Origin of the sequence: Cellvibrio sp. BR, from assembly GCF_000263355.1 — a bacterium.
Classification (GTDB): Bacteria; Pseudomonadota; Gammaproteobacteria; order Pseudomonadales; family Cellvibrionaceae; genus Cellvibrio.
The window spans coordinates 15,064-37,552 of sequence record NZ_JH668200.1; the positions used below are offsets into that span (position 1 = coordinate 15,064).

Annotated in this window: 23 protein-coding genes; 10 read left to right on the forward strand and 13 right to left on the reverse strand. The window is 54.0% G+C overall.

What is annotated here, in order from left to right:
- Window positions 1-248: 248 nt before the first annotated feature.
- The 8 genes from O59_RS00090 (at window position 249) to O59_RS00125 (ending at window position 8,427) form a co-directional block, all read left to right on the forward strand.
- Window positions 249-1,886, forward strand: coding sequence for a glucan biosynthesis protein (locus O59_RS00090; RefSeq protein ID WP_007638219.1), 1,638 nt, complete (start codon window positions 249-251; stop codon window positions 1,884-1,886).
- Window positions 1,861-3,816: a glucans biosynthesis glucosyltransferase MdoH gene (gene mdoH / locus O59_RS00095; protein WP_232283013.1), complete on the forward strand. Its 1,956-nt coding sequence runs from the start codon at window positions 1,861-1,863 to the stop codon at window positions 3,814-3,816. The genes O59_RS00090 and mdoH overlap by 26 nt, the downstream gene beginning before the upstream one ends.
- A gap of 95 nt (window positions 3,817-3,911) precedes the next feature.
- Window positions 3,912-4,502 (forward strand): hypothetical protein, encoded by a 591-nt coding sequence (locus tag O59_RS00100; protein ID WP_050976918.1) that lies wholly within the window; start codon window positions 3,912-3,914, stop codon window positions 4,500-4,502.
- 77 nt (window positions 4,503-4,579) lie between these two features.
- Entirely contained in the window at window positions 4,580-4,993 is a 414-nt protein-coding gene (locus tag O59_RS00105) for a hypothetical protein (RefSeq protein ID WP_007638222.1), read from the forward strand.
- 6 nt (window positions 4,994-4,999) lie between these two features.
- Entirely contained in the window at window positions 5,000-5,737 is a 738-nt protein-coding gene (locus O59_RS00110) for a glycosyltransferase family 2 protein (protein ID WP_007638223.1), read from the forward strand.
- Window positions 5,737-6,732: a hypothetical protein gene (locus O59_RS00115; RefSeq protein ID WP_040390939.1), complete on the forward strand. Its 996-nt coding sequence runs from the start codon at window positions 5,737-5,739 to the stop codon at window positions 6,730-6,732. Before O59_RS00110 ends, O59_RS00115 begins: the two co-directional genes overlap by 1 nt.
- Window positions 6,725-7,204, forward strand: coding sequence for a hypothetical protein (locus O59_RS00120; RefSeq protein ID WP_007638225.1), 480 nt, complete (start codon window positions 6,725-6,727; stop codon window positions 7,202-7,204). The genes O59_RS00115 and O59_RS00120 overlap by 8 nt, the downstream gene beginning before the upstream one ends.
- Window positions 7,201-8,427 carry a beta-ketoacyl-ACP synthase gene (locus O59_RS00125; protein WP_007638227.1) on the forward strand — a complete coding sequence of 409 codons (1,227 nt, stop codon included), beginning with the start codon at window positions 7,201-7,203 and terminating at the stop codon, window positions 8,425-8,427. Before O59_RS00120 ends, O59_RS00125 begins: the two co-directional genes overlap by 4 nt.
- A gap of 37 nt (window positions 8,428-8,464) precedes the next feature.
- Here the strand turns inward: O59_RS00125 and O59_RS00130 are convergent, their stop codons facing one another.
- The 7 genes from O59_RS00130 to O59_RS00160 all read right to left on the reverse strand — a co-directional run bounded on the left by O59_RS00130 (window position 8,465) and on the right by O59_RS00160 (window position 14,847).
- Window positions 8,465-9,193, reverse strand: coding sequence for a 3-ketoacyl-ACP reductase FabG2 (locus tag O59_RS00130; RefSeq protein WP_007638229.1), 729 nt, complete (start codon window positions 9,191-9,193; stop codon window positions 8,465-8,467).
- Between the two features lie 48 nt (window positions 9,194-9,241).
- Window positions 9,242-11,563 carry an MMPL family transporter gene (locus O59_RS00135; RefSeq protein ID WP_007638230.1) on the reverse strand — a complete coding sequence of 774 codons (2,322 nt, stop codon included), beginning with the start codon at window positions 11,561-11,563 and terminating at the stop codon, window positions 9,242-9,244.
- 22 nt (window positions 11,564-11,585) lie between these two features.
- Window positions 11,586-12,245, reverse strand: a complete 660-nt coding sequence (locus O59_RS00140; protein WP_157152418.1) for a hypothetical protein — start codon at window positions 12,243-12,245, stop codon at window positions 11,586-11,588.
- 29 nt (window positions 12,246-12,274) lie between these two features.
- Window positions 12,275-12,712, reverse strand: a complete 438-nt coding sequence (locus tag O59_RS00145; protein WP_007638232.1) for a thioesterase family protein — start codon at window positions 12,710-12,712, stop codon at window positions 12,275-12,277.
- A complete protein-coding gene (locus tag O59_RS00150) occupies window positions 12,712-12,990 on the reverse strand; it encodes an acyl carrier protein (protein WP_007638233.1) in 279 nt (92 codons plus the stop codon). Before O59_RS00150 ends, O59_RS00145 begins: the two co-directional genes overlap by 1 nt.
- Window positions 12,991-13,087: 97 nt before the next feature.
- The gene (locus O59_RS00155; RefSeq protein ID WP_007638234.1) at window positions 13,088-13,882 is read right to left on the reverse strand and encodes a 1-acyl-sn-glycerol-3-phosphate acyltransferase; all 795 of its coding nucleotides are present in this window, start codon (window positions 13,880-13,882) and stop codon (window positions 13,088-13,090) included.
- Window positions 13,879-14,847 (reverse strand): hypothetical protein, encoded by a 969-nt coding sequence (locus O59_RS00160; protein ID WP_157152419.1) that lies wholly within the window; start codon window positions 14,845-14,847, stop codon window positions 13,879-13,881. The genes O59_RS00155 and O59_RS00160 overlap by 4 nt, the downstream gene beginning before the upstream one ends.
- Window positions 14,848-15,033: 186 nt before the next feature.
- Between O59_RS00160 and O59_RS00165 the strand changes: the two genes are divergently transcribed.
- Window positions 15,034-15,303 (forward strand): phosphopantetheine-binding protein, encoded by a 270-nt coding sequence (locus O59_RS00165; protein ID WP_007638238.1) that lies wholly within the window; start codon window positions 15,034-15,036, stop codon window positions 15,301-15,303.
- A gap of 17 nt (window positions 15,304-15,320) precedes the next feature.
- Entirely contained in the window at window positions 15,321-16,715 is a 1,395-nt protein-coding gene (locus tag O59_RS00170; protein ID WP_007638240.1) for an AMP-binding protein, read from the forward strand.
- A 40-nt stretch (window positions 16,716-16,755) separates the two neighbouring features.
- On the opposite strand, the gene O59_RS00175 is transcribed toward O59_RS00170, so the two are convergent.
- From O59_RS00175 to O59_RS00200, 6 genes are all read right to left on the reverse strand, one after another.
- Complete coding sequence (locus O59_RS00175) at window positions 16,756-18,396, reverse strand: NAD(P)/FAD-dependent oxidoreductase (protein WP_007638242.1); 1,641 nt, start codon at window positions 18,394-18,396, stop codon at window positions 16,756-16,758.
- Between the two features lie 3 nt (window positions 18,397-18,399).
- Complete coding sequence (locus O59_RS00180; protein ID WP_007638243.1) at window positions 18,400-19,233, reverse strand: beta-ketoacyl synthase chain length factor; 834 nt, start codon at window positions 19,231-19,233, stop codon at window positions 18,400-18,402.
- On the reverse strand, window positions 19,230-20,441 hold the full coding sequence (locus O59_RS00185) for a beta-ketoacyl-[acyl-carrier-protein] synthase family protein (RefSeq protein ID WP_007638244.1): 1,212 nt from the start codon (window positions 20,439-20,441) through the stop codon (window positions 19,230-19,232). The genes O59_RS00180 and O59_RS00185 overlap by 4 nt, the downstream gene beginning before the upstream one ends.
- A gap of 144 nt (window positions 20,442-20,585) precedes the next feature.
- Window positions 20,586-21,746, reverse strand: a complete 1,161-nt coding sequence (locus O59_RS00190) for a DUF3570 domain-containing protein (protein ID WP_007638245.1) — start codon at window positions 21,744-21,746, stop codon at window positions 20,586-20,588.
- The gene (locus tag O59_RS00195) at window positions 21,733-21,957 is read right to left on the reverse strand and encodes a DUF4266 domain-containing protein (RefSeq protein WP_007638246.1); all 225 of its coding nucleotides are present in this window, start codon (window positions 21,955-21,957) and stop codon (window positions 21,733-21,735) included. The genes O59_RS00190 and O59_RS00195 overlap by 14 nt, the downstream gene beginning before the upstream one ends.
- Window positions 21,954-22,469: a TlpA disulfide reductase family protein gene (locus O59_RS00200; protein WP_040390940.1), complete on the reverse strand. Its 516-nt coding sequence runs from the start codon at window positions 22,467-22,469 to the stop codon at window positions 21,954-21,956. Before O59_RS00200 ends, O59_RS00195 begins: the two co-directional genes overlap by 4 nt.
- Window positions 22,470-22,489 lie beyond the last annotated feature (20 nt).

Consider the following 22,489-nt stretch of genomic DNA (forward strand, 5'->3'; position numbering starts at 1 on the left):
AGCCATAGGCCACGAGCGAAGCACCACGCCGATTTATCCCGAGCGCAAAAAAAGCCTTGAGCTGTGCGTGAAAGCCGCTATTTTTAGTAACAGATGGTTTACAATGCGCCGCGCTTAATAACCTCTCGTGTCATTGATCAATGGCGATGCATTATTCCCCTTTTTTTCAATACCCGCCCCCGGCATCAAGACAGGGCAGACAAACTTTTCTACGATTAATTTTAAAAATCCAATGCGGAGTAAACTGGATGAGCATCTTGTGTAACGACAAAAAAACCGAGACTGGGCCCAGCGCACGTGCGCGCCTGTTCGGGTTGGTGGTCAGCTGTACACTGGGTTTGGGGAGCGGGTTGGCTGCGGCACAAACTGCCCCGGTGCAGGCACCGGCGATAGCACCTGCTGCCGCAAGCGATATAGCCGCCCCTGCGTTATTCGATGCCATTGCAACGCGCGCACAAAAGTTGGCCAAACGCGACTACGCACCCATCGAGGCCAATATTCCCGATGCGCTGGCCAACATGGATTACGATCAGTACCGCGCGATCCGCTTCCGTCCTGAAGCCGCCATCTGGCACAAGGAGTCGCTGTTTGAGTTGCAGCTGTTTCACCCCGGCTTTCTCTATCGCGAACCTATAGTCCTGCATATGGCCAATGACACGCCGGATTCATTTGTGCAGTTCAAACAAGAATTTTTCAGTTACGACGGCCCCGCCGCACCACTTGCCGGCGTGGCGCCAAACAATATCGGCTTTGCCGGATTCCGCATTCACTACCCGCTCAATAGCAATGATTACAAAGATGAGTTTGTGGTGTTCCAGGGTGCCTCCTACTTTCGCATGGTAGGCCCGGGCCTCGCCTATGGTTTATCAGCGCGCGGCCTGGCGATAGATACCGCCGAACCCAAAGGTGAAGAATTTCCGGTGTTCCGCGAGTTTTGGTTAATCAAACCCGCGCCCACGGACACCCGCGTGGTGATCTACGCCCTGCTCGACAGCCCATCCATCACTGGCGCCTATCGCTTTGAAATCATGCCGGGTGCGCCCACAGAAATGGCCGTTGAAGCGCGCCTGTTTGCGCGCAAAGACATCCAAAAATTAGGCGTTGCCCCGCTCACCAGCATGTATATGTGGGGTGAAAACCACACGCGCTTTGTGGATGACTTCCGCCCCGAAGTTCACGATTCCGACGGTCTGTTGATGGCAGCATCGAACGGTGAGTGGATCTGGCGCCCAATCAGCAACCATCGCCAATTGCGCGTTTCCTCCATGCTGGATGAGAACCCACGCGGGTTTGGCCTGTTGCAGCGCGACCGCGATTTTGATCACTACATGGATATGGAAGCGCGCTACGAGAAGCGTCCCAGCATGTGGATTATGCCCGAAGGGGACTGGGGTAAAGGTCGCGCCGAGTTAGTGGAGATCCCCAGCGACAGTGAAACTAACGATAACGTAGTTGCCTACTGGGTGCCTGCCAAAAAAATGAAAGCCGGTAGCAGCGCCACCTATAAATATCGCCTGCGCAGCTTTGACGATCATCTTCCGGAAAATGTTGGCGCCAAAGTAATCCGCACCCGTATCGGCTGGGGCGCCAACCCGGGTCAGGCCAATCCACCGCCTGTGAGCAAACGCAAATTTGTAATTGACTTCCGCGGCGGCGAATTGGAAAACCTCTCTACCGATTCACCGCTGGTGGCTGAGCTGCAGAAATCGTCCGGCACCATTAGCGAACTGAGTGTGCGCCAATTGCCCGATGGCCGTACTTGGCGCGCCTCATTCAAGCTGGAACCAGAGGGTAACAACGTCGCCGACATGCGCCTCTACCTGAAGTTGCGCGACCAGCGCCTGAGTGAAGTATGGAGTTATGTCTGGTATCCGGATGCCATTTAATATGACCGAAAACCTGCGCTCACCCGCCGACCTGACACAAGTGCCTGCGGATGCCATTCGCATCCCAGGCAAATCGCTGCGCCGCTATATCTATGTGATCCTGAGCCTGCTGACTGCTGTCAGCGGGGTTTACATCATGTTTGATATCCTCAGCGCCAACGAACTCAACACCCTGGAAACTATTATTCTGGTGCTGTTTGGGATCAGCTTTACCTGGCTCAGCCTTGCCTTCTGGAGCGGTGCGTTTGGATTTGTGCTGCAGATGCTGCGCATCGACCCGCTCAGCCTTAAATCCACCAGAAACCTCGCTGCCGATGACGCGCCCATTAACACCCGTACCGCCGTCGTCATGCCGGTGTACAACGAAGATACCCATCGCGTGATTGCCGGTTTTGAGGCGACGCTGCGCTCGCTGGAAAAAACGGGTGAGATAGCCAAGTTCGATTTTTTCCTGCTCAGCGACACCACCAACCTGAACATCGCCCAAGCCGAACGCGATGCTTGGCAACTGCTGCAGGAGCGTCTGGGCGATTTAGGCCAGCAGGTGTTTTATCGCCGCCGCGAAAAAAATATTGGCCGCAAAGTGGGCAACCTCGCCGAGTTCTGCCAGCGCTGGGGCGCCAACTACGAGCAGATGATTGTGCTCGATGCCGACAGTATTATGGCCGGTGACTGCCTGCTGAAAATGGTGCGCGCCATGCAGGCCAACCCGCGCTGCGGCTTGATTCAAACCATTCCAATCCCTGTGCGCCAAACCACCTTTTTTGGTCGTTTTGTGCAGTTTGCCGCCGTGCTCTACAGCCCCATGCTCGCCACCGGCCTCGCCTTCTGGCAGACCGATGCCGCCAACTATTGGGGCCACAACGCCATCATCCGCATGCGCGCCTTTATCGATCACTGCGGTCTCCCGACGCTGGCAGGCAAAGCCCCCTTTGGTGGCGATATTCTCAGTCACGACTTTGTCGAGGCTGCCATGCTGCGCCGCGCAGGCTGGGATGTGTTCCTGTTGGCGGATCTGGAGGGCAGCTACGAGGAAGTGCCGTGCAATATTATCGACTACGCCAAACGCGACCGCCGCTGGGTACAGGGCAACATCCAGCATCTGGGCATTATCGACACCAAAGACCTGCACCCCATTAGCCGCCTGCACTTTTTATTGGGCGCCGTGGCCTACATCACATCACTGATCTGGATGTTGATGCTGGTGCTAAGTACCGCCGATGCTGTAGTACGCGCCATTAACGCCAATGTCTACTTTACCGATATTCACCAGCTTTACCCCAACTGGCCAATCGCCAAAACCGAGCTAATTATTGCGCTGATTTTGCTCACTACCCTGCTGTTGATGGGACCAAAGTTGCTCGGGGTCATAGTTACCCTCACCCACCGCCGCAAACAATTTGGCGGGGCGCGGGCGATCATTAAAGGCACCATTATCGAGACAATTTTTGCGGTATTAATCGCCCCGATCATGATGATCTATCACGCCTATTTTGTGATTTCAGTGCTGCTCGGTTTTAAAGTGAACTGGGATTCACAGGAGCGCGAAGGCCGCCTGCTCCCCTGGGGGGAATGTATCGCACGCACCTCCAAAATGACCTTCGCCGCCTTGCTCTGGGGTTGCGTGACTTACATCTATGCGCCTATTTTTTTCTGGTGGCTGTTACCAGTGCTCACGGGGCTGGTCCTGTCGGCGCCGCTGGTGCGCTATTCCAGCAGCCTGGATTGGGGGCGCGGCGCGCGCGCACACAAAATTTTCGTAACCCCGAACGAAACCAGCGAAGACCCGGTGTTAACCCAAATGAACCAGCTGCTTGCGCAGGAACAACCAGCCCTGCCAAGCCCGGCACCAATTCCACCCGTTCCGGCCGATAACTGGACGCCCATGCCCCACCGGGAGATGGACGACTACCGCCCGATTACGCGTTAATCACAATCACTTACCAACCCTGCTACGGCAGGGTTTTTTATTCTTGCGCCCACCCTATACTGCTGATCGGATTGCCAGAGGAAAAAATCGCCACCATGAAACCCCTGCTCAGCTTAATACTGGTGCTTGTCTCCATCGCCTATCCACTGCTGGTTTATCTGGGCATACAACACATCAGCCCCGCGTTATTTGCGCTGGTACTGGCGGTGCTGGCACTGGCCAAATTCGGCGCCGCACGCCGTCAGGGGCAGGCGCAAACACATGCTGAGCTAGGCTTGCTGTTGGTGGCACTCGCCTACAGCTTGGCGCTATTAATCGCCAACAGCGAACTGCTGCTAAAACTCTACCCGGTATTAATCAGCCTCTGTATGGCACTGTTTTTTGCCCTCAGTTTGCGCGCCCCGGAAAGCCTGATCGAGCGCCTCGCACGCCTTGCCGGTGAAACTATCACCCCCCGCGCCAAAGCCTATACCCGGGTATTAACCGCGATATGGGCAGTGCTATTGGTGGGCAATGCCCTAGTTGCACTTTACCTCACCTTTTTTGCCAGCCTAAAAAGCTGGGCGCTCTACAGCGGCCTGCTCTCCTATGTTTTTTTCGCGGTATTTTTTGCGCTGGAATACAGCTATCGCCGCTACTACATCCACAAATACCGCGATCAGGCGGCGGGCAACACCGAGTTATAACAATTGGGTTAGCTCCGGTGCTGGAGTATCATGGCGCCCATAATTACACCGCAAGACAACTCAATCGATAATAACCCATGAGCAATCCAAGCCCCCTTGCCCAGCTGCGCACCGCCTTTGCAACAGCGCACTGGCCGCAGTTTGACGGCATCAATCGCACGGAAAACCAGTGTGTTATAGATATAACGATTAACCACGCAATGCTCTGGCTGGAAGGTCACTTTCCCCAGCAACCAGTAGTCGCAGGAGTCGTACAAACCCACTGGGCCAACGAATTGGCCCAATACCTATTTCCGCTGGGCGATAATTTTATCCGCATCGACAATTTGAAATTCCAGCAGGTAATACTGCCCGGGCAGAGTTTGCAATTAAGTCTCGACTACAGTGTTGCAGCAGACAGCAGCGCGGTGAAATTTCGCTATCATCAGGGCGACAGCATTTTTTCCGAAGGCAAACTGGTGTTTCACACCCAGGCCTCCCCAGCGCAGTAAACCACTATGAGTTATTGTTTATTAATTCCGCACTACAACCACGAGCGCCAATTTATCGCGTTTTTGCCGCAGTTGGTTGCCAGTGGTTTGCCGCTGGTGATTGTCGATGACGGCAGCAGCGCTGAAAGCTGCGCGCAGGTAGCCGCCGCCAGCGCAACATATTCCAACGTGCATTTTTATGCGCTGCGCCGCAACCGCGGCAAAGGTGGGGCGGTAAAAGCGGGGTTGGTATTTGCGCGCAGCTTGGGTTTCTCTCACGCCCTGCAAATTGATGCCGACGGCCAACACAATGTCGCCGACATTGAAAAATTTGTGCAGCTTTCGCAGCAGCACCCCGAGGCGATTATTTGTGGTAAACCGGTATTTGATGCATCGGCGCCCAAGGCGCGGGTGTACGGGCGCAAGGTCACGGATTTTTGGGTCGCACTGGAAACCCTATCGCTAAAAATTAAAGATGGATTGTGCGGTTTTCGTGTTTATCCCTTAGCGCAAATTGAACAGGTGCTCGACCATTATTTTGTTGGCAACCGCATGGATTTTGATACCGAACTGCTGGTGAAAGCCGTGTGGTTAAATACCCGCTTAATTTTTATCAACACCCAGGTTATCTACCCGGCGCAGAGTGTGTCGCACTTTAATTACCTGCGCGACAATTTACTGCTGATTAAATTGCACAGCCGTTTAATGCTCGGCATGTTAGTACGCCTGCCATTGCTGTTATGGCAGCGACTGCGGGGCAATTAATGACAAACACGACGGCCGAAAAACAGGCGCACTGGTCCACACTGCAAGAGTCGGGCACCATTCGCGGCATTTTATTGTTGCTCTGGTTGCAGCGAGTATTTGGCCGCCGGTTTTTTAATATTCTGCTCTACCCCATCATGGCTTATTTTTTTCTGCTCAATCGCCGTGCGCGTGCAGCATCACTCGAATTTTTACGCACCCACGCACAGAAATATCCCGCCTACTGGCAAGGTAAAATTCCAGGTTATAGCGATGTATTTCGCCATATGTACGCATTTGGCCAATGTATTCTGGATAAACTCCTGGCTTGGAGCACACCGATTAATGAACAGGATTTTGAAATCGCCAACGAGCCATTACTCGCACAATTTATGGCCAAAACCAAGGGCCAATTAATTATCGGCTCCCACTTGGGCAATCTGGAATACTGTCGCGGCTTTGTGCAGCGCTATAAAGCGCGCACGATTAATGCCTTGGTTTACGACCAGCACTCGGCCAATTTTGTGATGGCGATGCAAAAAATTAATCCGCAATCGCGCATTCATATTTATCAAGTGAATGAATTGGATATTCCACTTATCCTGCAACTCAAAGCCAAAATTGATAATGGCGAATGGTTATTTATCGCCGGTGATCGCATTCCGCTAAGCGGCGAGGCGCGCACGGTGACGGTGGATTTTTTAGGTCGCCCGGCACAATTGCCCATTGGCCCCTACATGCTCGCCAAAGTATTGCAATGTGAAGTGCAATTAATGTTTTCCTACCGCCAGGCGCACAAGATTTATTTTGAATTGGTGCCTTTTGCCGAACAGGTAACCCTGCCGCGCAAAGACGGCGGCGCACAATTACACGCCTACGCGCAACAATACGCCAGCGCACTGGAGCAGCAGGCGGCGCGTGCACCGCTGCAGTGGTTTAATTTTTATCCCTACTGGGCCAGCAGCCAATCGGCAACAGAGTCGGTAGCAAAAGCAGAGGCAGCCGCGCATGATTGATGGTCGCATTTACGAGTTAATTCCCCATCGCGAACCCATGCTGTTAATTCATCGTGTGATTGAATTGGGGCAGAATTTTTCCTGCGCGGAAATTACCATCAGCGAACGTTCGTCATTTTTTATTGCAGGCAAAGGTGTACCCAGCTGGATTGGTGTGGAATACATGGGGCAGACCGCCGCATTGATTGCCGGTTATCAATTGCAGCAGGGCACAGTGGCGCCGCATTTAGGTTTGTTATTGGGCACGCGCAAATACGAAGCGTTTGTACCTTATTTTCGCGCCGGTGATCTATTGCAAGTACGCTGCAGCGAAGTCGCGGTGGTGGGCGATAGCCTCGCCAATTTCCAGTGCGAGATTATCAACCTGCGCGATCACAGCCGCTGCGCGTCCGCCAAATTATCGGTATTTCGCAAGCCGCTCACCGACCAGGAACAGCAGGAAATTCCATCAACAACAGGAGCAAGTGCGTGACAAAACGTGTCGCAATTACCGGCGCCGGTGCTATTTCCGCACTGGGTCACGAGTGGAAAACTATCCGCGCCAATATTTTGCAATTAAAAAATCGCGTGCGTTACATGCACGAGTGGGATCAATACCCGGAATTGCAAACCCGCCTTGCATCGCCCGTGGATGATTTTATTTTGCCCGCCCATTACACCCAGAAAAAAAAGCGCGGCATGGGCCGAGTGGCGCAAATGGCGGTGGCCGCAACCGAACAGGCATTAATTCACGCAGGCTTATTTAAAGATCCGCTTATCAGCAGTGACGCGACCGGCGTAGCTTACGGCTCTGCCACTGGCAGTAGCGACGCAGCGATGGAATTTTTTGGCCTGCTTGAACACAAATCCATGGCCAAATTAAATGGCACCACGTATTTGCGCATGATGAGCCACTCGGCGGCAGTCAACATCAGCGTGCTGTTTGGCACCTGCGGGCGCATGTACACCACCAGCAGCGCCTGTACCGCAGGCAGCCAAGGCATTGGTTTTGCCTATGAAGCGATTCGCAGCGGCCAACAGACCATTATGATCGCCGGCGGCGCCGAAGAACTCTGCCCCACCCAAGCCGCAGTGTTTGATACGGTCTATTCCGCGAGTTTAAAAAATGCCACGCCGGAATTATCGCCGCGCGCGTTTGACCCGCAGCGCGATGGCTTGGTGTTAGGTGAAGGCGCCTGCACCTTAATTTTGGAAGACTGGAACCACGCCGTTGCGCGCGGTGCAAATATCCTGGCGGAAATTGTCGGTTTTGCCACCAATTGCGACGGCAATCATTTAGTGCGCCCCAATCAGGCAACCATGGCAAAAGTCATGCAAAAAAGTTTGCAGGACGCACAGTTAAATGCCGAACAAATCCACTACATTTCCGGCCACGGCACTGCCACAGTACACGGCGATATCGCCGAATCACTCGCCACCCAACAAGTCATGGGCAGCCATATTCCCTTTAGCAGTTTAAAAAGTTATATCGGCCACAGCCTCGGCGCCTGCGGCTCATTAGAGGCCTGGCTCGGCATAGAAATGATGAATGAAAACTGGTTCTCGCCCAATTTAAATTTGGATGATGTGGATGAAAACTGCGGCCAGCTGGATTACATCAGAAATGAAGTGCGCGAATTACAAGCGCAGTATTTTATGAGTAATAACTTCGCCTTCGGTGGCGTTAATACCTCGCTGATTTTTAAGCGGGTATAAAAAATCCCCCTTGAAAAAAGGGGGAATCGTTTTTACCTTAACACATGCCCCCATTCACACTAATCACCTGCCGGGTAATATAACCCGCTGCATCGGACATTAAAAAACTCACTGTGGCGGCCACATCATCCACTTTGCCGAAGCGTTGCATGGGAATTAATTTCATCGCTTCATCGTGATAAATGCCTTCGATCATATCGGTTTCAATTACGCCGGGTGCAACGCAGTTAACAGTGATATTGCGTTTGGCCAACTCAATCGCCAAGGCTTTGGTGGCACCGATAATGCCCGCTTTGGCGGCGCTGTAATTGGTTTGGCCGCGATTGCCAATCACACCAGACACCGATGACAAGGTAACAATGCGGCCGCCTTTGCGCAGGCGAATCATCGGCATTACCAGCGGATACAACACGTTGTAAAACGCATCGAGATTGGTGTGAATGACTGAATCCCACTGCTCGCCGGTAAGCGCAGGAAAGGCGTTGTCGGCGGCGATACCGGCGTTGCACACCACGCCGTAAAAGGCGCCGTTTGCTTCAATATCCGCGAGCAAAGTCTCGCTCACTTTTTCCCGCTCGCACACATCAAACTGAATCAAACTGGCGCTACCGCCATTGGCAATAATTTCTGCGACCACCGCTTCGGCTTCGGTTTTACCGGAGCGATAATGCACACACACATCAAACCCATCGGCGCCGAGTTTTAAGGCGCAGGCTTTACCTATGCCACGGCTGGCACCAGTCACCAGAACACGTTGTTTACTCATTATTTTAGCCCCTAGTTGATGTACAAAAAAGAAAGCAGGGTGAGCGCGCTATTGTTTACTTGCCGACCACTTGCGACTGGCCAGCATTAACGCACCCAGCAAGTTAAAACAGCTGCCCATAAACAGCGCAATACCAAAGGCGCTTACCGCCGGCAAAATACTCAAGCCCAATAAGCCGAAAGATAAAAGATTAGTAGTCGACGAAATTGCCACAGCCGATAAAGTTTCTACGGTATTGTCAGCCATTTCGGCGATAAAAATAACATAATCCATACCCAGCCCAACCACCAAAAACAAGGCCATCACATGAAACAATGTGAGCGGAATATCCAACAGTGCCAACAAAATCAAACTGGCTGCCACCGCAAATAACGGAATGGCAATTAGCTGTAACATTTTTTTCCAGTGATAGCGGGTGAGCAACAACAGCGCCATTAACAATAAGGCCAATAACAACAATTCCATTGAGGAATGGCGCAGCAGTTTCATAGACATCTCCGAGTCCTGCATGGCGCTGAAAAAAAATGCCCCTTCAAACGCAGCAAGTTTTTCCGCTATCACATCGGTGTCCATACCTTTGGGAATTAACAGAAATGCATTTAATGCAGTGTCATTCTGAATCCACAGCGGTGGCAGCGCGGCTTCATGATCGATAAAAAAATCGGCCGGATTCAATAGATTATTTTCCTGCTGGGCATAGGCGAGTGATAAATTGGCTGCCGATATTTCGTTGAGTTCATGACGATCAATAAATTGCTGCGCGAGCGGGTTCGCACCATAAAGCTGTTGATTAAGCTGATAATTGGCTTGCTGCTCACGGGGGGAAGGAAAAAATCGATGCACTCCTAATAACTGCCCCTGCTCGCCCAACAACCCTTGGACAGCGGCGATACGATCATAGACCTGCTGTGCACTGTCGCCCTGCACTACAATAAAACTGGCTGGCTCGTGGCTGGCAACCCAGGCGCTGACTTGTTTCTCCTGCTCAATTAACTGGGGGTTGGCTGCAAAAAAACTGCGCGGATTGTCGCTAACAGGCCATTCAAAATCGTTTACGAAAAAACCACTCAGCAAAAATACGGCGATTAGCGGCGCAATCCCACGCGAGGGAAATTTTCCAAACAGGCGCAACAACCCCTGAACCATTTTCTGCAAACTTGAATCGTATACTTTTACGCCCTTGGTTAAGTAATGTCCCAAGGCGATTACCATCAACCAGGCATATACCAGCCCTAACACGGCAAATACCGCCACCTGTTGCAGTGCCGCCAAACCCGACCAAGCCAGCGCACTAAAACCAATCACACTGGTGAGTAAACTTAAAAATAAAGCGCGATAAAGCGGTAGGCGATTTTCACTTTGCGGATGGTGCGCCTGAAAATAATAAAAATGCAGTGCGTAATCCACCACTACACCAATCAAACTGGAGCCAAATACCAGAGTGAGCACATGAATCGAACCAAACCAGAAATGACAGACAGCAAATGCAAACGCCAAGCCCATGCCAATCGACAACGCAGGCAAGAGCAGTGCACGCGGACCGCGAAATACCCAGAGGATTAACAGCAGCACACCAATCATCGAACCCGTGCTAATAGTATCTATATCGGCGCGAGCCGACTGCGCAGCATCGGCGGCAAAAAATAAAATGCCCGATTGAATAATTTCCACGTCGGGATATTCATTTTTTAACTGCGCCATAAATTGCTTGATACTCAGCAGCGCCAGATCCTGCTGATTCATTTCCAATGCGTCGCTGTTTATTTGCAACTGATGTGCAGCAATAAAAAGTGTTTTTTGACCGCGTATTACTGCTTGTATTTCATCGCTATTGTTTAAGGCCAGACGATCCAATAAACCCAGCGCATATTCATTGGCAAAGCCCAACGGGTCAGTGGTGAGTGGCAATAAACGCACTGCGCCGCCCGCCCCATACAAATTAGTTTGCGCCAAGGCGAGTATTTTTTCGGCATCGCCCTCGGCCAATGTCGCCTGCGCCTCGGAACCAAGAATATGAAAGGGATGCATTTGCAGCTGATTTATGTAGCGCTCGAGCAACTCGCTGCGATCAACATAGGCGATAGTACCGGCATCGGTTTCGATCATCGCGCGCAGCGCATCGCTGGCGTCGGCGAGCCGCTCTTCATCCGGGTGGGCCAATACCAATATAAATTGTTGCGCCGCATCGGCCGACATTTTATTGAGCGCGTGATTGACGGCCGCGTCCAGGGTAAACGAAGGCGACAAGCTGCGCAGATTGGTATCTATCTGCAGGCCGCTGCGGTTGATTGCCCAAAAACAATACAGCGCCACCAGTGTTAGCAATAGCAGAGCCGCGCTGCACCAGCGGCGATAAAGTTGCTGCGTCATAACGCGTCCACTTAAATAAAAATCAGGGAGTTAATAATTGCGCGCAAGCTAATGCCACCGGCGCTGTGGCCAACAGTTGCACGCATTGATCGGCATTGAGTGATGGCAGAGGTTGCAACTCATACACACGAATTGCAGTGTATTCATCGCCCTGGTGTTGCAGGCGAATAGTGACTGCATCACTGCTGCGAGTAATGTGGATATGGCGCAAGAATTTTTCCATGCGCTTTTTGCGCGGTGTTAATTGAATACCTGTGTCGCTTGCCACTATGGCAAAGGTTTTTTCCAGGTAAGCACTATTACCGCCGAGCAAATGATTGAGCATTTGCCCCAGCTGACGTTGCACAGCGCCAGAGAGTTTTTGACTGCTGCCGTCAGCGCGCACCAAATGGGTTGTGCCCTGTAATTGATAGACCAGTGTTTCCTGCAGCGGCGCAGCGGTATGCCAGAGCAAACCTTTATCGCAAGCAAATGCAAAACTGCCTTCGGTCTCCAACAATTTATTAATGCCGGCGATGGATTTTTGTTGCTTATACAGACCGGTTTGATAACAACTTTCCGGTAAATAGTGTTTGAGTAATTCCGCAGGATTAACTTGCGCATTTGCAGCGCGGCCATCCGCCATCGCACTATTGGCAATGACGCTGAATAACAACAGGCAAGCCAGAGTGGGTCGCATCATTATTTTCATAGAAATTTGCGCCGCAGGGTTTAGGGTAACAGGGGTTTTACTTTTTCGAGTAACGCATCGGGGCTGCCGATGCGCAACAGCTTGGTCTTGGCATCCACCGCCGCTTGCACTGTTTGCGCTTTACTCAAGAGGGCATCACTTGCCGCGTCGCGAATCAGGTAATGAATTTTCAGGCGATATTCCCACTCCACCAAATTCGCCGTCACTATCACTTGCTGCTCAAATACCAGTGGCTGCAAGTATTGGATTTGCATATCCACAATCGGAAACATAAAACCCGAATTTTTCATATCGGTATAGTTGTAACCGAGTTTATCGAGCAGATTGCAGCGCGCCACTTCCAGATATTTGCAGTAGTGGCCATGCCACACAATGTTCATGGAATCCACATCAAAAAACGGCACAGTGATGGCAGTATCCACACTGAGCAGTGCAGCGGGTTCGCGGCGGCGTGGCATTAGTGAGCGGCCTGACCTTGAGCGTTTTCCTGACTTAAAAACGCCAGAATGGCATCAATTAAATCGCCGATGGTTTTTACCTGGTGGAAATTTTCCAGGGTGATTTGTTTGGCGGTAATGGATTTTAATTCGATCATCAAATTCACCGCATCGATGCTGTCGATATCCAGATCTTCACGCAGGCGCGAGTCCAGGGTAATGGAGCCTGGCTCCACATCAAATTGCTCTTGCAGTATGTCGGCAATGCGCGTCAACAGGCTGTCACGGGTATGAATCATAGTGGGAATCTTTTGCTAACTCTTTTTTAGGGTGACGCGCTCGGGACGGCGTCCATTAGGTAGCGCTGGGCGCGACCGGCGCGCGATTATACAAGCTTTAGCGCTGCTTCTGCAGTTCATCGCGCTGGCAGTTATTCAGCCCATCGCGCAAGCACTGGTACAGCCCAGCGGTAAGTGCACGGGCCTGCAGACCGGGCGGCTGACTGGGGTCAACCAGCGCCGCCAACTCCAGTGGCGGCAGTACCCGCAGGATAAAATGCGGCGGGCGATGGGGTATGTGATACCAGGGCTCCCGCTTGCGCAGGGTTAGCGGTTTACAATAAATCACCACCGGCAGCAATGGGCAAGCCGCCGCCAGCGCAATATTGGCGGCACCGCGTTTCAGTGTGAGTTCATCGCCCTCGGTGCGCGTGCCCTCGGGGAAAATCATCAGGGTTTCACCGGCGCGCAGGGCGGCAGCGGCTTTTTCCACCAGTTCCACGCCCACTTCGTCATTGGGAATATAACCGGCCAGCGCCACTATCCAGCAGGTAATGGGGTTGTGGGCCATCGCCGCTTTGACGATAAACGTCGCATTGGGCATCACCGACATCAGCAGTACCGCATCGAGCAGTGTGGGGTGATTAGCCACCACCAACACTCCCGGCTGGTTCAGCGCCGCGACCCCGTCAAACTCCACCGAGAGCAACCCCAGGCTGCGCATAATCGCCACATACAGCCGCACCCAGCGCTGGATGCTGTGGCGCGCCAGATGGCGACGACGGGTTTCCGACCAGGGCAATAAGCGGATCAGCGGTGCCAGCAATAGTGCCAGCAGCAAGGCGCCAGCGGCAAACAGCGCGATGGAGAAAGCCGTTGCCAGCAGGCGCCAGAAGCGATTGAGCTGGCTCATACCCCGGGTGAAGCCAGGGCTTCAATTTCCACCAGCAGCTGGCTGCGGCAGATATCGGCGTGGATAAAATTGACAGCATCAGCAGGCAGGCGCGCGCCTAAAAAAGCCTGGGCCGCCGCCACATCCTGCGCGTGGCGCAGATAGACGCGGATCGCACTTAGCTTGGCATGCGCGTGCTCCACATGCCGCAGCAGGTGCTGGATATTGTCGAGAGTGATGGCCAGCTGCTGCTGCAAATCGCCCACCGCCTGGGTGTTATGGCCGATGATGCTGGCAGTGCCGGAAATAAATACCTGCTCCCGGCTGCGCAGCGCAAGGCTGGTGGCGCGGGCAAAACTGGGACTGGTCGGGCCGTATTCGCGCGGGTAGTGATAGGCCGGTTGCTGGCGCGGGTTTTCGTGATGCACCCCGGAATTGCGCCCGGCGAGCAAATAGACAACCGCACCTTTGGTGTGATGGCCAAGCGCCGAGGCCGCGGGATACTCCTGCGGCGCGACATGGTAGTCATCAAACGCACGCTGGCGGCCAACGCAGAATTTCTTGTACTCCTCGCGGTCGCCATCCCCGCGATTGATATCGGGCATAAAGTTCCAGATGCGGAAGGGATAGGGAAAGCCCTTGGCCTGAATCACGCGAAACAGGCGGCCATAGGCCACTTCGGTAGCGGCCTCTATGTCGCTGCAATCCTCCGGTGCAATCCAGGTGGCGACGCAGAGTACATCCTCAATCAGGCTCCAGTGACAGTGTTCGTCCACCCCGCGCTGGGCGACTGAATCGCCGTAGCGAATCACCTCCCAAGGTTGATCGCTGAGCGAGGGCATACCCAGCGGGATAATGCCCGGCTGCGCGCCCGGCACACAGGCGTCGCCAAAGTTCACCAAGGCCAAAACACCCGGTTGGGTGAGCAGTTGGTTGGTGTCTGGCACCGCACTGGCGGGCAGATAGTGCTGGCGAAGCATAGGCATAACAGTGTCTTATGGTTGGGGGCTGAGTGACGTGAAAGGCCGCGAGTTTACCCAAAAACTCCCGTTAGGTTAAGGTAAGTCTCAGGCAGTGCGGGTGATTTTGGGGCACAAAGCCGCTAAACTGCGCCGCTTTTCATCGACGATTGGCCGATAACGCCGATCCATCACAATAACTCCGAGGTACCTATGTCTGCGCAAACCGCTGCCCAATTGGAAATGGCCGAATTACTGGTAGAAGCACTGAATCTGGAAGATATAGCGGCGAGTGAGATAGCACCGGATGAATCCTTATTTGGCGATGGCCTGGGGCTGGATTCCATCGACGCACTCGAAATCGCCCTGGCCATTTCGCAAAAATACGGCGTGCAAATGCAAGCCGACGACGAGCGCACCCGCAAGGCCTTTGCCACCCTCGCCTCACTGGCCGAGTTTGTACAGACCAATAGCAATAAGTAAGCGCTAACCTTCGTGCTATGCCCATCGACTCCGCGATGACCTCCAAGCAACCCCCTGCCCGGCTGCCCTTACTGGAGCGCCGGGTGGAGGATTGTTTCGCCCATCTCAGCAGCGCCCTAAGCCCATTAGGCGGCGCGGCGGGCGAGATCAGTGTGGGCACTTTTATCGGCCAGGTCTTGGGTTTGGCCGAGCGCCTGCCCGAGGCGGGTTTTGCCATCAACCTGTGCGATAACCGCTATTTATTTACCCTCGGCTTTTGCGCGGCGCTGGTGCGCGGGCAGACTAACCTGCTGCCGCAGAACCGCGCCCCGGCCACCCAAGCGCTGCTGCGCGAGCAATATCCCGCTAGTTATGTGCTGCACGACGGCTTGGAAAACCTGCTCGACTCCTGCCCGCAGTTCAACCTTAACGAAACCGATTTACGCGCCGACGCTTGCCGCGACATTCCACATATCTGCGCCGATCAACTTGCCGCCATCGCCTTTACCTCCGGCTCCACCGGCCAACCCAAAGCCAACCTCAAACCCTGGCACACCTTTGTCACCAGCAGCCGCATGAACGCACAGGCAATGCTGGGCGATGACTACCGCGAACAGCTGCGCTTCGCCCTCGCCACTGTGCCCGCCCAACATATGTGGGGGCTGGAAACCTCCCTGCTACTGCCGCTGTTTAGCCGCCTGTGCATTAGCGATGCGCGCCCGCTGTTTCCGCTCGATGTCGCCCAAGCACTGCAACCATTACCGGCGCCGCGTTTGCTGATCAGTACCCCAGTTCACCTAAGGGCACTGGTGCACAGCGGTGTGGCCATGCCGCCCGTCAAACAAATACTCTGCGCCACCGCGCCGCTGTCGCAAGACTTGGCGCAGGCAGCAGAAAGCTGTTTTGCGGGTGAGTTAATTGAAGTTTACGGCTGCAGTGAAGTGGGTTCCATGGCGCGCCGCCGCAGCGCACAAACGGATCTGTGGCAGCTATTTGATGGCTTGGAATTGGCACAGGATTTATCGGTGATTCGCGGCAGCCACCTGCCGCAAGAGCAGCCGCTACAGGACCGGATTGAAACCGCGGATGGCCGCCACTTCCGCCTGCTCGGGCGCAGCGACGACATGATCGAAATCGCCGGCAAACGCGGCTCGCTAGTGGAGATGAACAAACTGCTGCTCGCCACCCCGGGCGTGGTAGATGGCGTGGTATTTATGCCGGAAGCGGGTCAACAAACCGTGACCCGCCCGGTCGCTTTAGTGGTCGGGACAGACATCACCAAACAACAACTCAGCGCCCGTTTTGCCGCGCACCTGGACCCGGTATTTATGCCGCGCCCGCTGTTGATGGTGGATGCCCTACCGCGCGAAGAAAACGGCAAATTGCCGCGCGCTAAGCTGTTGGCGTTTTATCACGAATTACGCAACAAATAAGCATCACTCGAGAATCTTAAGCCGCCATTTCCCAGTATTTTCAACCGCCATCCCCTAATATCTTCAACCGATAGGCCCCCAGCAATTCGCGCTCAGCATCACTAATCCTAAGCTCAGGCGCATCGCCCAACATATCCCGCACCGTTGCTGCCACTTGTTCTACCAGTGCCATATTGCGCGCCAGTTCCTCCGGCAGCGGTAATACCGGCGCCTCCATCAACACCTTGTTGAAAAACTGCAGGCAGGGGATTTGGTATTGATCCATAAACACGCCGCGATTGGGCAGCTGTAAACGGCGCTCAGCGCGGGTGCGGAACAGGGCTTGAATGGATTGGTTGAGCTGCTGGGCTTTTTGCAATTCACCCGCCAGCGGGCGGATGCGCTCAAAGTCGCACAGGGCGTCGCGGAAATACAGCAGCGAGAGCACACCCCAGTAATAGCTGTAATCCCACAGGAGTTTTAACCCCATCATCACCCGGTCGCCAAAACCACCGTACTGACCGGTGTAGAGCGACAGAGTGTTGTGGTAGATGGAGCGCAGCAGTTTTTCATACACCAGCGCCTGCACCCGAATATCCTGCCCGCGCCGTTCGGCGGTAATCAGCGAGCAGATAAAACCATTGGCAAAGGCGATAAAGTCGCTGCCGGGGGAATAAAAGGGGTCGGCAAATACACCGGCCTCACCGGCAATCGCCCAGCGCTGGTCGCTGAACAGTTGTTTGCAGTCGTAGGAGTAGTCCTGCAGCAGTACAAAATCGAGGAACCTGGCATCGCCAATCGCCGCCGCACAGCGCGGTTGATGTTGCGCCAACCAGGCCATAGCCGAGGTTTGATCCGCAATACCACTGGCGTCAAAGGCGATGTCGTCCATTACTATGCCGATGCTGCTCACACCCGAGGCGAGCGGGATAATCCACACCCAGTAGCCCGGCCCGACCAGGTGATTGGTACTTAGCCAGCGGCGCCCTTCGGGCATACAGCGCGCCTGCCATTCGGGATTCTCACACCAATCATCGAGGGTGATAGTGCGGTCGATACGGAACCAGACGGCGTTGGATTTATGCTCGTTTTTGGCCGCAAGTTTGAGATGGTTTTTAAGCAAACTGGCGCGCCCGGCGGTATCCACCAGCCAGTGACCGCGCAGGGTTTGTTCACCGGTTGCAGTGCGAATAACCAGCTGCTTGTCATAGGCAGTGCCAGTTTCAGCGCGCACATCCAACTGCAGAATATCGGCCTTATCGATCAAGGTGACACCCAGCGCCTGCAGCTCGGCGGCGAGGTGGTTTTCGATATCGCCGCGATCAATCTGATAGGTCGGAATACCAAAGGTTTGGCTGGCACCCAGCTCGTCCTGCCGGGAAAAATCATCGGCCGGTTCGCCAAAAAATATACGGATGCCGAATTTTTTGAGGTGTTTGTCTTTCAGGTGCTGCAGCAAACCCAAGTGATGCGACAGGTAATGGGAGCCTATTTCGACCGTGGATTCCCCCACCTTGGCGATGGCACGCGGGCGCGGAAAACCCTGCTTTTCCACTACCACAATCGATAACTCAGGATTGGCCTGTTTGAGCTGTTTAGCCAAACCCAAACCCGCCAGCCCGCCGCCCGCGATAATCACATCCCACAGGGTGATATGACCCGAAGCCAGCTCAGCAGCATCCAATATCTCAGGACTATTCATTGGCTAAAAACTCACAACAAGCTTGAGGGCGCGACGCGGGCTAAGCTCAAACACACAGTCACCACTGCGTTTGGCCGCCAGTTGCTGGAGCAAACCCAGCACCTTGGCGGCGGGATTATCGCGGTAGAGTTTGTCCAGCTGGTCGTGGGGTAAATCTGGCGCTATAACACTTGCAGCGGTTTCATCCGCCATCACCAAGTGCGCCATTGGCGTATGGGCAGTACCCGCAGGCACCAGCAAGAGCGCGGCGGCAAAACTCTGCTCGCAGGCAAAAATCTGGCGATAGGCATCGTGCGCGGCAGTATCAAACAGGGTGACCAATACCGGCTCATGGTGCTGCTGGCACTGGATCATCGCCTCAAGCAATGCCAAACCGGCAGTGTTTTGGTAGGCCGCAATCGAGTTGGCCGATTTCATACAGCCGCTGCTGATGGTCCAATAACCGGCGGCGGCGTTGTGCACCGAGTTGTGGAATTTGGTCGGCGATAGCTGCTTTTCGGCAGTGGTTAATACCCGGCACATATAATCGGTGATTTCGGTATCACCCAGCCCGGAGCCAAATACGCAGGCCACATCGCTGGATGCCAAGCCCGATTGCTGCAATGCCTGCCAGCTTACCTCAACGGCGGCGCGTACCGGCAAGGGCGCGCGCCGGCGTTCATTGGCGGGGATAATTTCCGGTTTGGGCACTGGTGTCGCCCACTGCAATGCTTCACCCAATGCGGGATTGGCAAACAGCGTTTGCAGCTCCGCCCAGTTGTTAAACGCAGGGCCCCAGGCGCCAACTCCCACCAAATCCACCACAATCGACGCTTTATTACCTAGCGGAGTACTCATGCTGCCACCTCCGCACGACTGAAAATCAAACAGGCGTTGTTGCCGCCGAAGCCGAAGGAGTTGCTCATCACGTGGGTTAAGTCTGCGCTTTGGTTGGCCGCGCTCATGCTAATAGCGATTTCCGGGTCGACCTGCGCCAGGTTCAAGGTGCCCGGCACCAATCCGCTGGTTAGGGCTTCCAGCGCAAAAATCGATTCGAGAATTCCCGCCGCACCAAGGGTGTGCCCAGTCCAACCTTTGGTCGAACTGGCAAGCGTGGATGCTGGAAACATAGCACCCACCAAGTTGCCTTCAATATGGTCATTGGCGCGGCTCGCTGTACCGTGCAGGTTGATATAGTCGATCTGCGCGGGCGCCAAACCCGCTTGCGCGAGCGCCTGCTCAATCGCCAAACGCGCACCGGCGCCTTCGGGGTGAGGGTGGGACATATGATGCGCATCCGAGCTTTCGCCATAGCCGCTGAGTTGGATGCCAGTGTGCTCAATGCCTTGGGCGTCATCGCCACGTACCAGCAGCGCAAAACCGGCGGCCTCACCCAAATTGATGCCATCGCGCGCGCCGTCAAAGGGGCGACACTGGGACTCGGACACCAACTGTAATGAGTGAAAACCGTAGAGCACACTTTGGCACAGGGTATCAGCGCCCCCCACCAGCACCGCATCCACAATACCCGCACGCAGCCAACGCGCGCCGGTCGCAAAGACTTTGGCAGAGGAAGAGCAGGCCGTATTTACCGTCATATTGGGGCCATCAAGGCCGAGTAGTTGCGCCACAAACAAACCGGGGGCGTGGGGATTTAGTACATTTTCTTGCAGAAATTCTGCTGGCAACTGGCCTTGCTCGTCCAAATGGCGATAGGCCTCTTCCGAGCGGTCGATACTGGAGGTGCTGGAACCCATCACCACCCCGATGCGCGCCGAACCAAAACGTCCAACCAGTTGCGCCAGCGATTGCTGCAGTGTGCCCTGCTGTAAGCCCAAGGCGATCAGCGCATTGTTGCGGCTCTGCCACGCGGCCAATTCCGGCGCAAACACATAATCATCAATTGCCGGGACACGACCAATCCACGTAGGCAAATTGCAGCCGGGAAAATCGTTCGGGCGCAAGCCGGAGCGCTGGGTCGCAAGCGCGGCGCGAAGCTCATCCATTCCGCTACCGGCGGCGCAGGTCGCGTCATAATCGACAATCAATATCTGGTCAGGGGACACAGTGCTCTCACTTGTTATTAGCAGAAACGCAATGGCGGCAGCTGTGTGCAACCAATGAAAAGGCTCGGGATTATAGAGACCAAGGCGCAAAATATCACCCTTACGGGCGATAGCTTGCGCTGGATCAGAAACGGGATGGGAGAGTTAAAACCAGAAGGAAAGATAGAACCGGATCACATCCGCATCCAAACTGTAGAGCGGTTCGCTACCAGCGGCGAATTCCGTGGGCGATACACGGGCATCGCGGAAGTCGTCATAGTCGATATTGAAGTGATCCCAGTAGAGATTAACGGTGCTTTTTTCAAACCAGGGAATAGTGCCCGCCGGAACTTTGTAGGTGACGCCCAACCCGAGCACGGTGGATGAAAAAGGACTCAACTCCTTATCGCGCGCCATAAAATTTTGTGCGTCGCGGAAGGGAAATAAATCCGCATAAAAATCTGCACCGGTTTGGTCATAAATACGGTATTTCACTTCAAACAAAAAGCGTTCGCCGTAAGGGTGCAAATAGCGCAGCTCCGCATTTTCCGACTCTATCCCCCAACTATCGGAAAACTGGCGAAGTTCTGCGCGCAATGAAGCGCGATAGGGTAGAAAATACATCAGCCGCAAGCCAACGGCATCGCTGTTGCGGGTATGCGGATAAATTTCGCCCTGGTAAGCATAACCACCGGTGCCAGTAAGAAACCGCACCGAGCGATAGGGATTATTCAAACAGCTTTCAGTGTCCGCCAAATTCAAACATTGATCGCTGGCGCTATCAAAGCTGAGCGATGCCAATAAATTTTTAGTGATGATTTGCGAGGCGTTGATGCTGTATTTGCGTCGCTGTAAATCGCGCTTATAGGTCGGGTCAGTATTCTGCCCAACAATATCCTCACCAAAACTCACACCAAAACCAAGCGTGGTTAAATCGCCAAAAAAACTTTGGTCGATACCCAAACTATAAGTAGTGGCATCGTAGTCATTTTCTTTACTGCTGACATAGCCCACCGAAATGGTGGAGCGATCAACCATATATTGCGCACTCAAGCCCTGCTCTTTGCGCTCTTCGCTGTAGGGACTTGCAGTCGCCTCAACATCAATAGAGGCGCTGGTCACCATATCCACATAATAATTCGCGGCGACCGATACTGAACTGCCGATACTTTTGCGCACTAAAATGGAAGGGCCATCAATTTGCGCACCCCCACCGTCGTAGCCGTGGTAGAGAATATCGATGCGTTCATCGGGTAATACTGCCGCGTGCGCGATACTCGCCATGAGTGTAAAACCTAAAATCAGCAGGCGATTAATTACAACCACAGCCACCTCCCGATGCACCATCACCACCGCGTGCCGCTTCGCGCGCATCGTACACGTGATGCAAGTAACTGCCCGCAATCGGATCGCGATCAAAACTCATGATTTCGTCCGCAATTTTTTGCCGTTCATAGGGTTTAACCCAGGGCTTGATGGGACTACAGGCGGCGATGCACAGCAGCATCGCGAGCAGCAAGGAGAGGCGCGCTATCATTCTTTAATCAGCTCACGAATTTGGTCGCGGTATTTGTTTTCGTCGCCCGGTTTGTAACCGCGGTTGACGTAGCGAATTTCACCTTTTTTATCGATAAGCACCGTGGTTGGCATGGCATCTACATTGTAAAGGCTGCTCGCTTTGCTCTCGGCGTCGTACAAAATCGGGAAGGTCACGCCCAATTGCTGGATGAGTTTTTTTGCATCGGTATTATCCTCTTCCACATTCACGCCGTAGAGCACAAAACCGGCACTACTGTAACGCTTGGACATTTCATCCAACAATGGCATTTCCTGACGGCACGGGCCGCACCAGGAGGCCCAGAAGTTGAGCATCACCACTTGGCCACGCTGTTCCGCCAAACGCACATTTTCACCGCTGCTGCTGGGCAAGGTGAAATCCGGCGCGGGTTCCGCAAGCGCCAGCAATGAACTTAACCCCAGTGCAATTCCGGCGGTAATAGTTGCCAGTTTTTTGTGTAACGATTTATGCAACGACTTATACAACAACATAATCAACTCCACATCAATTC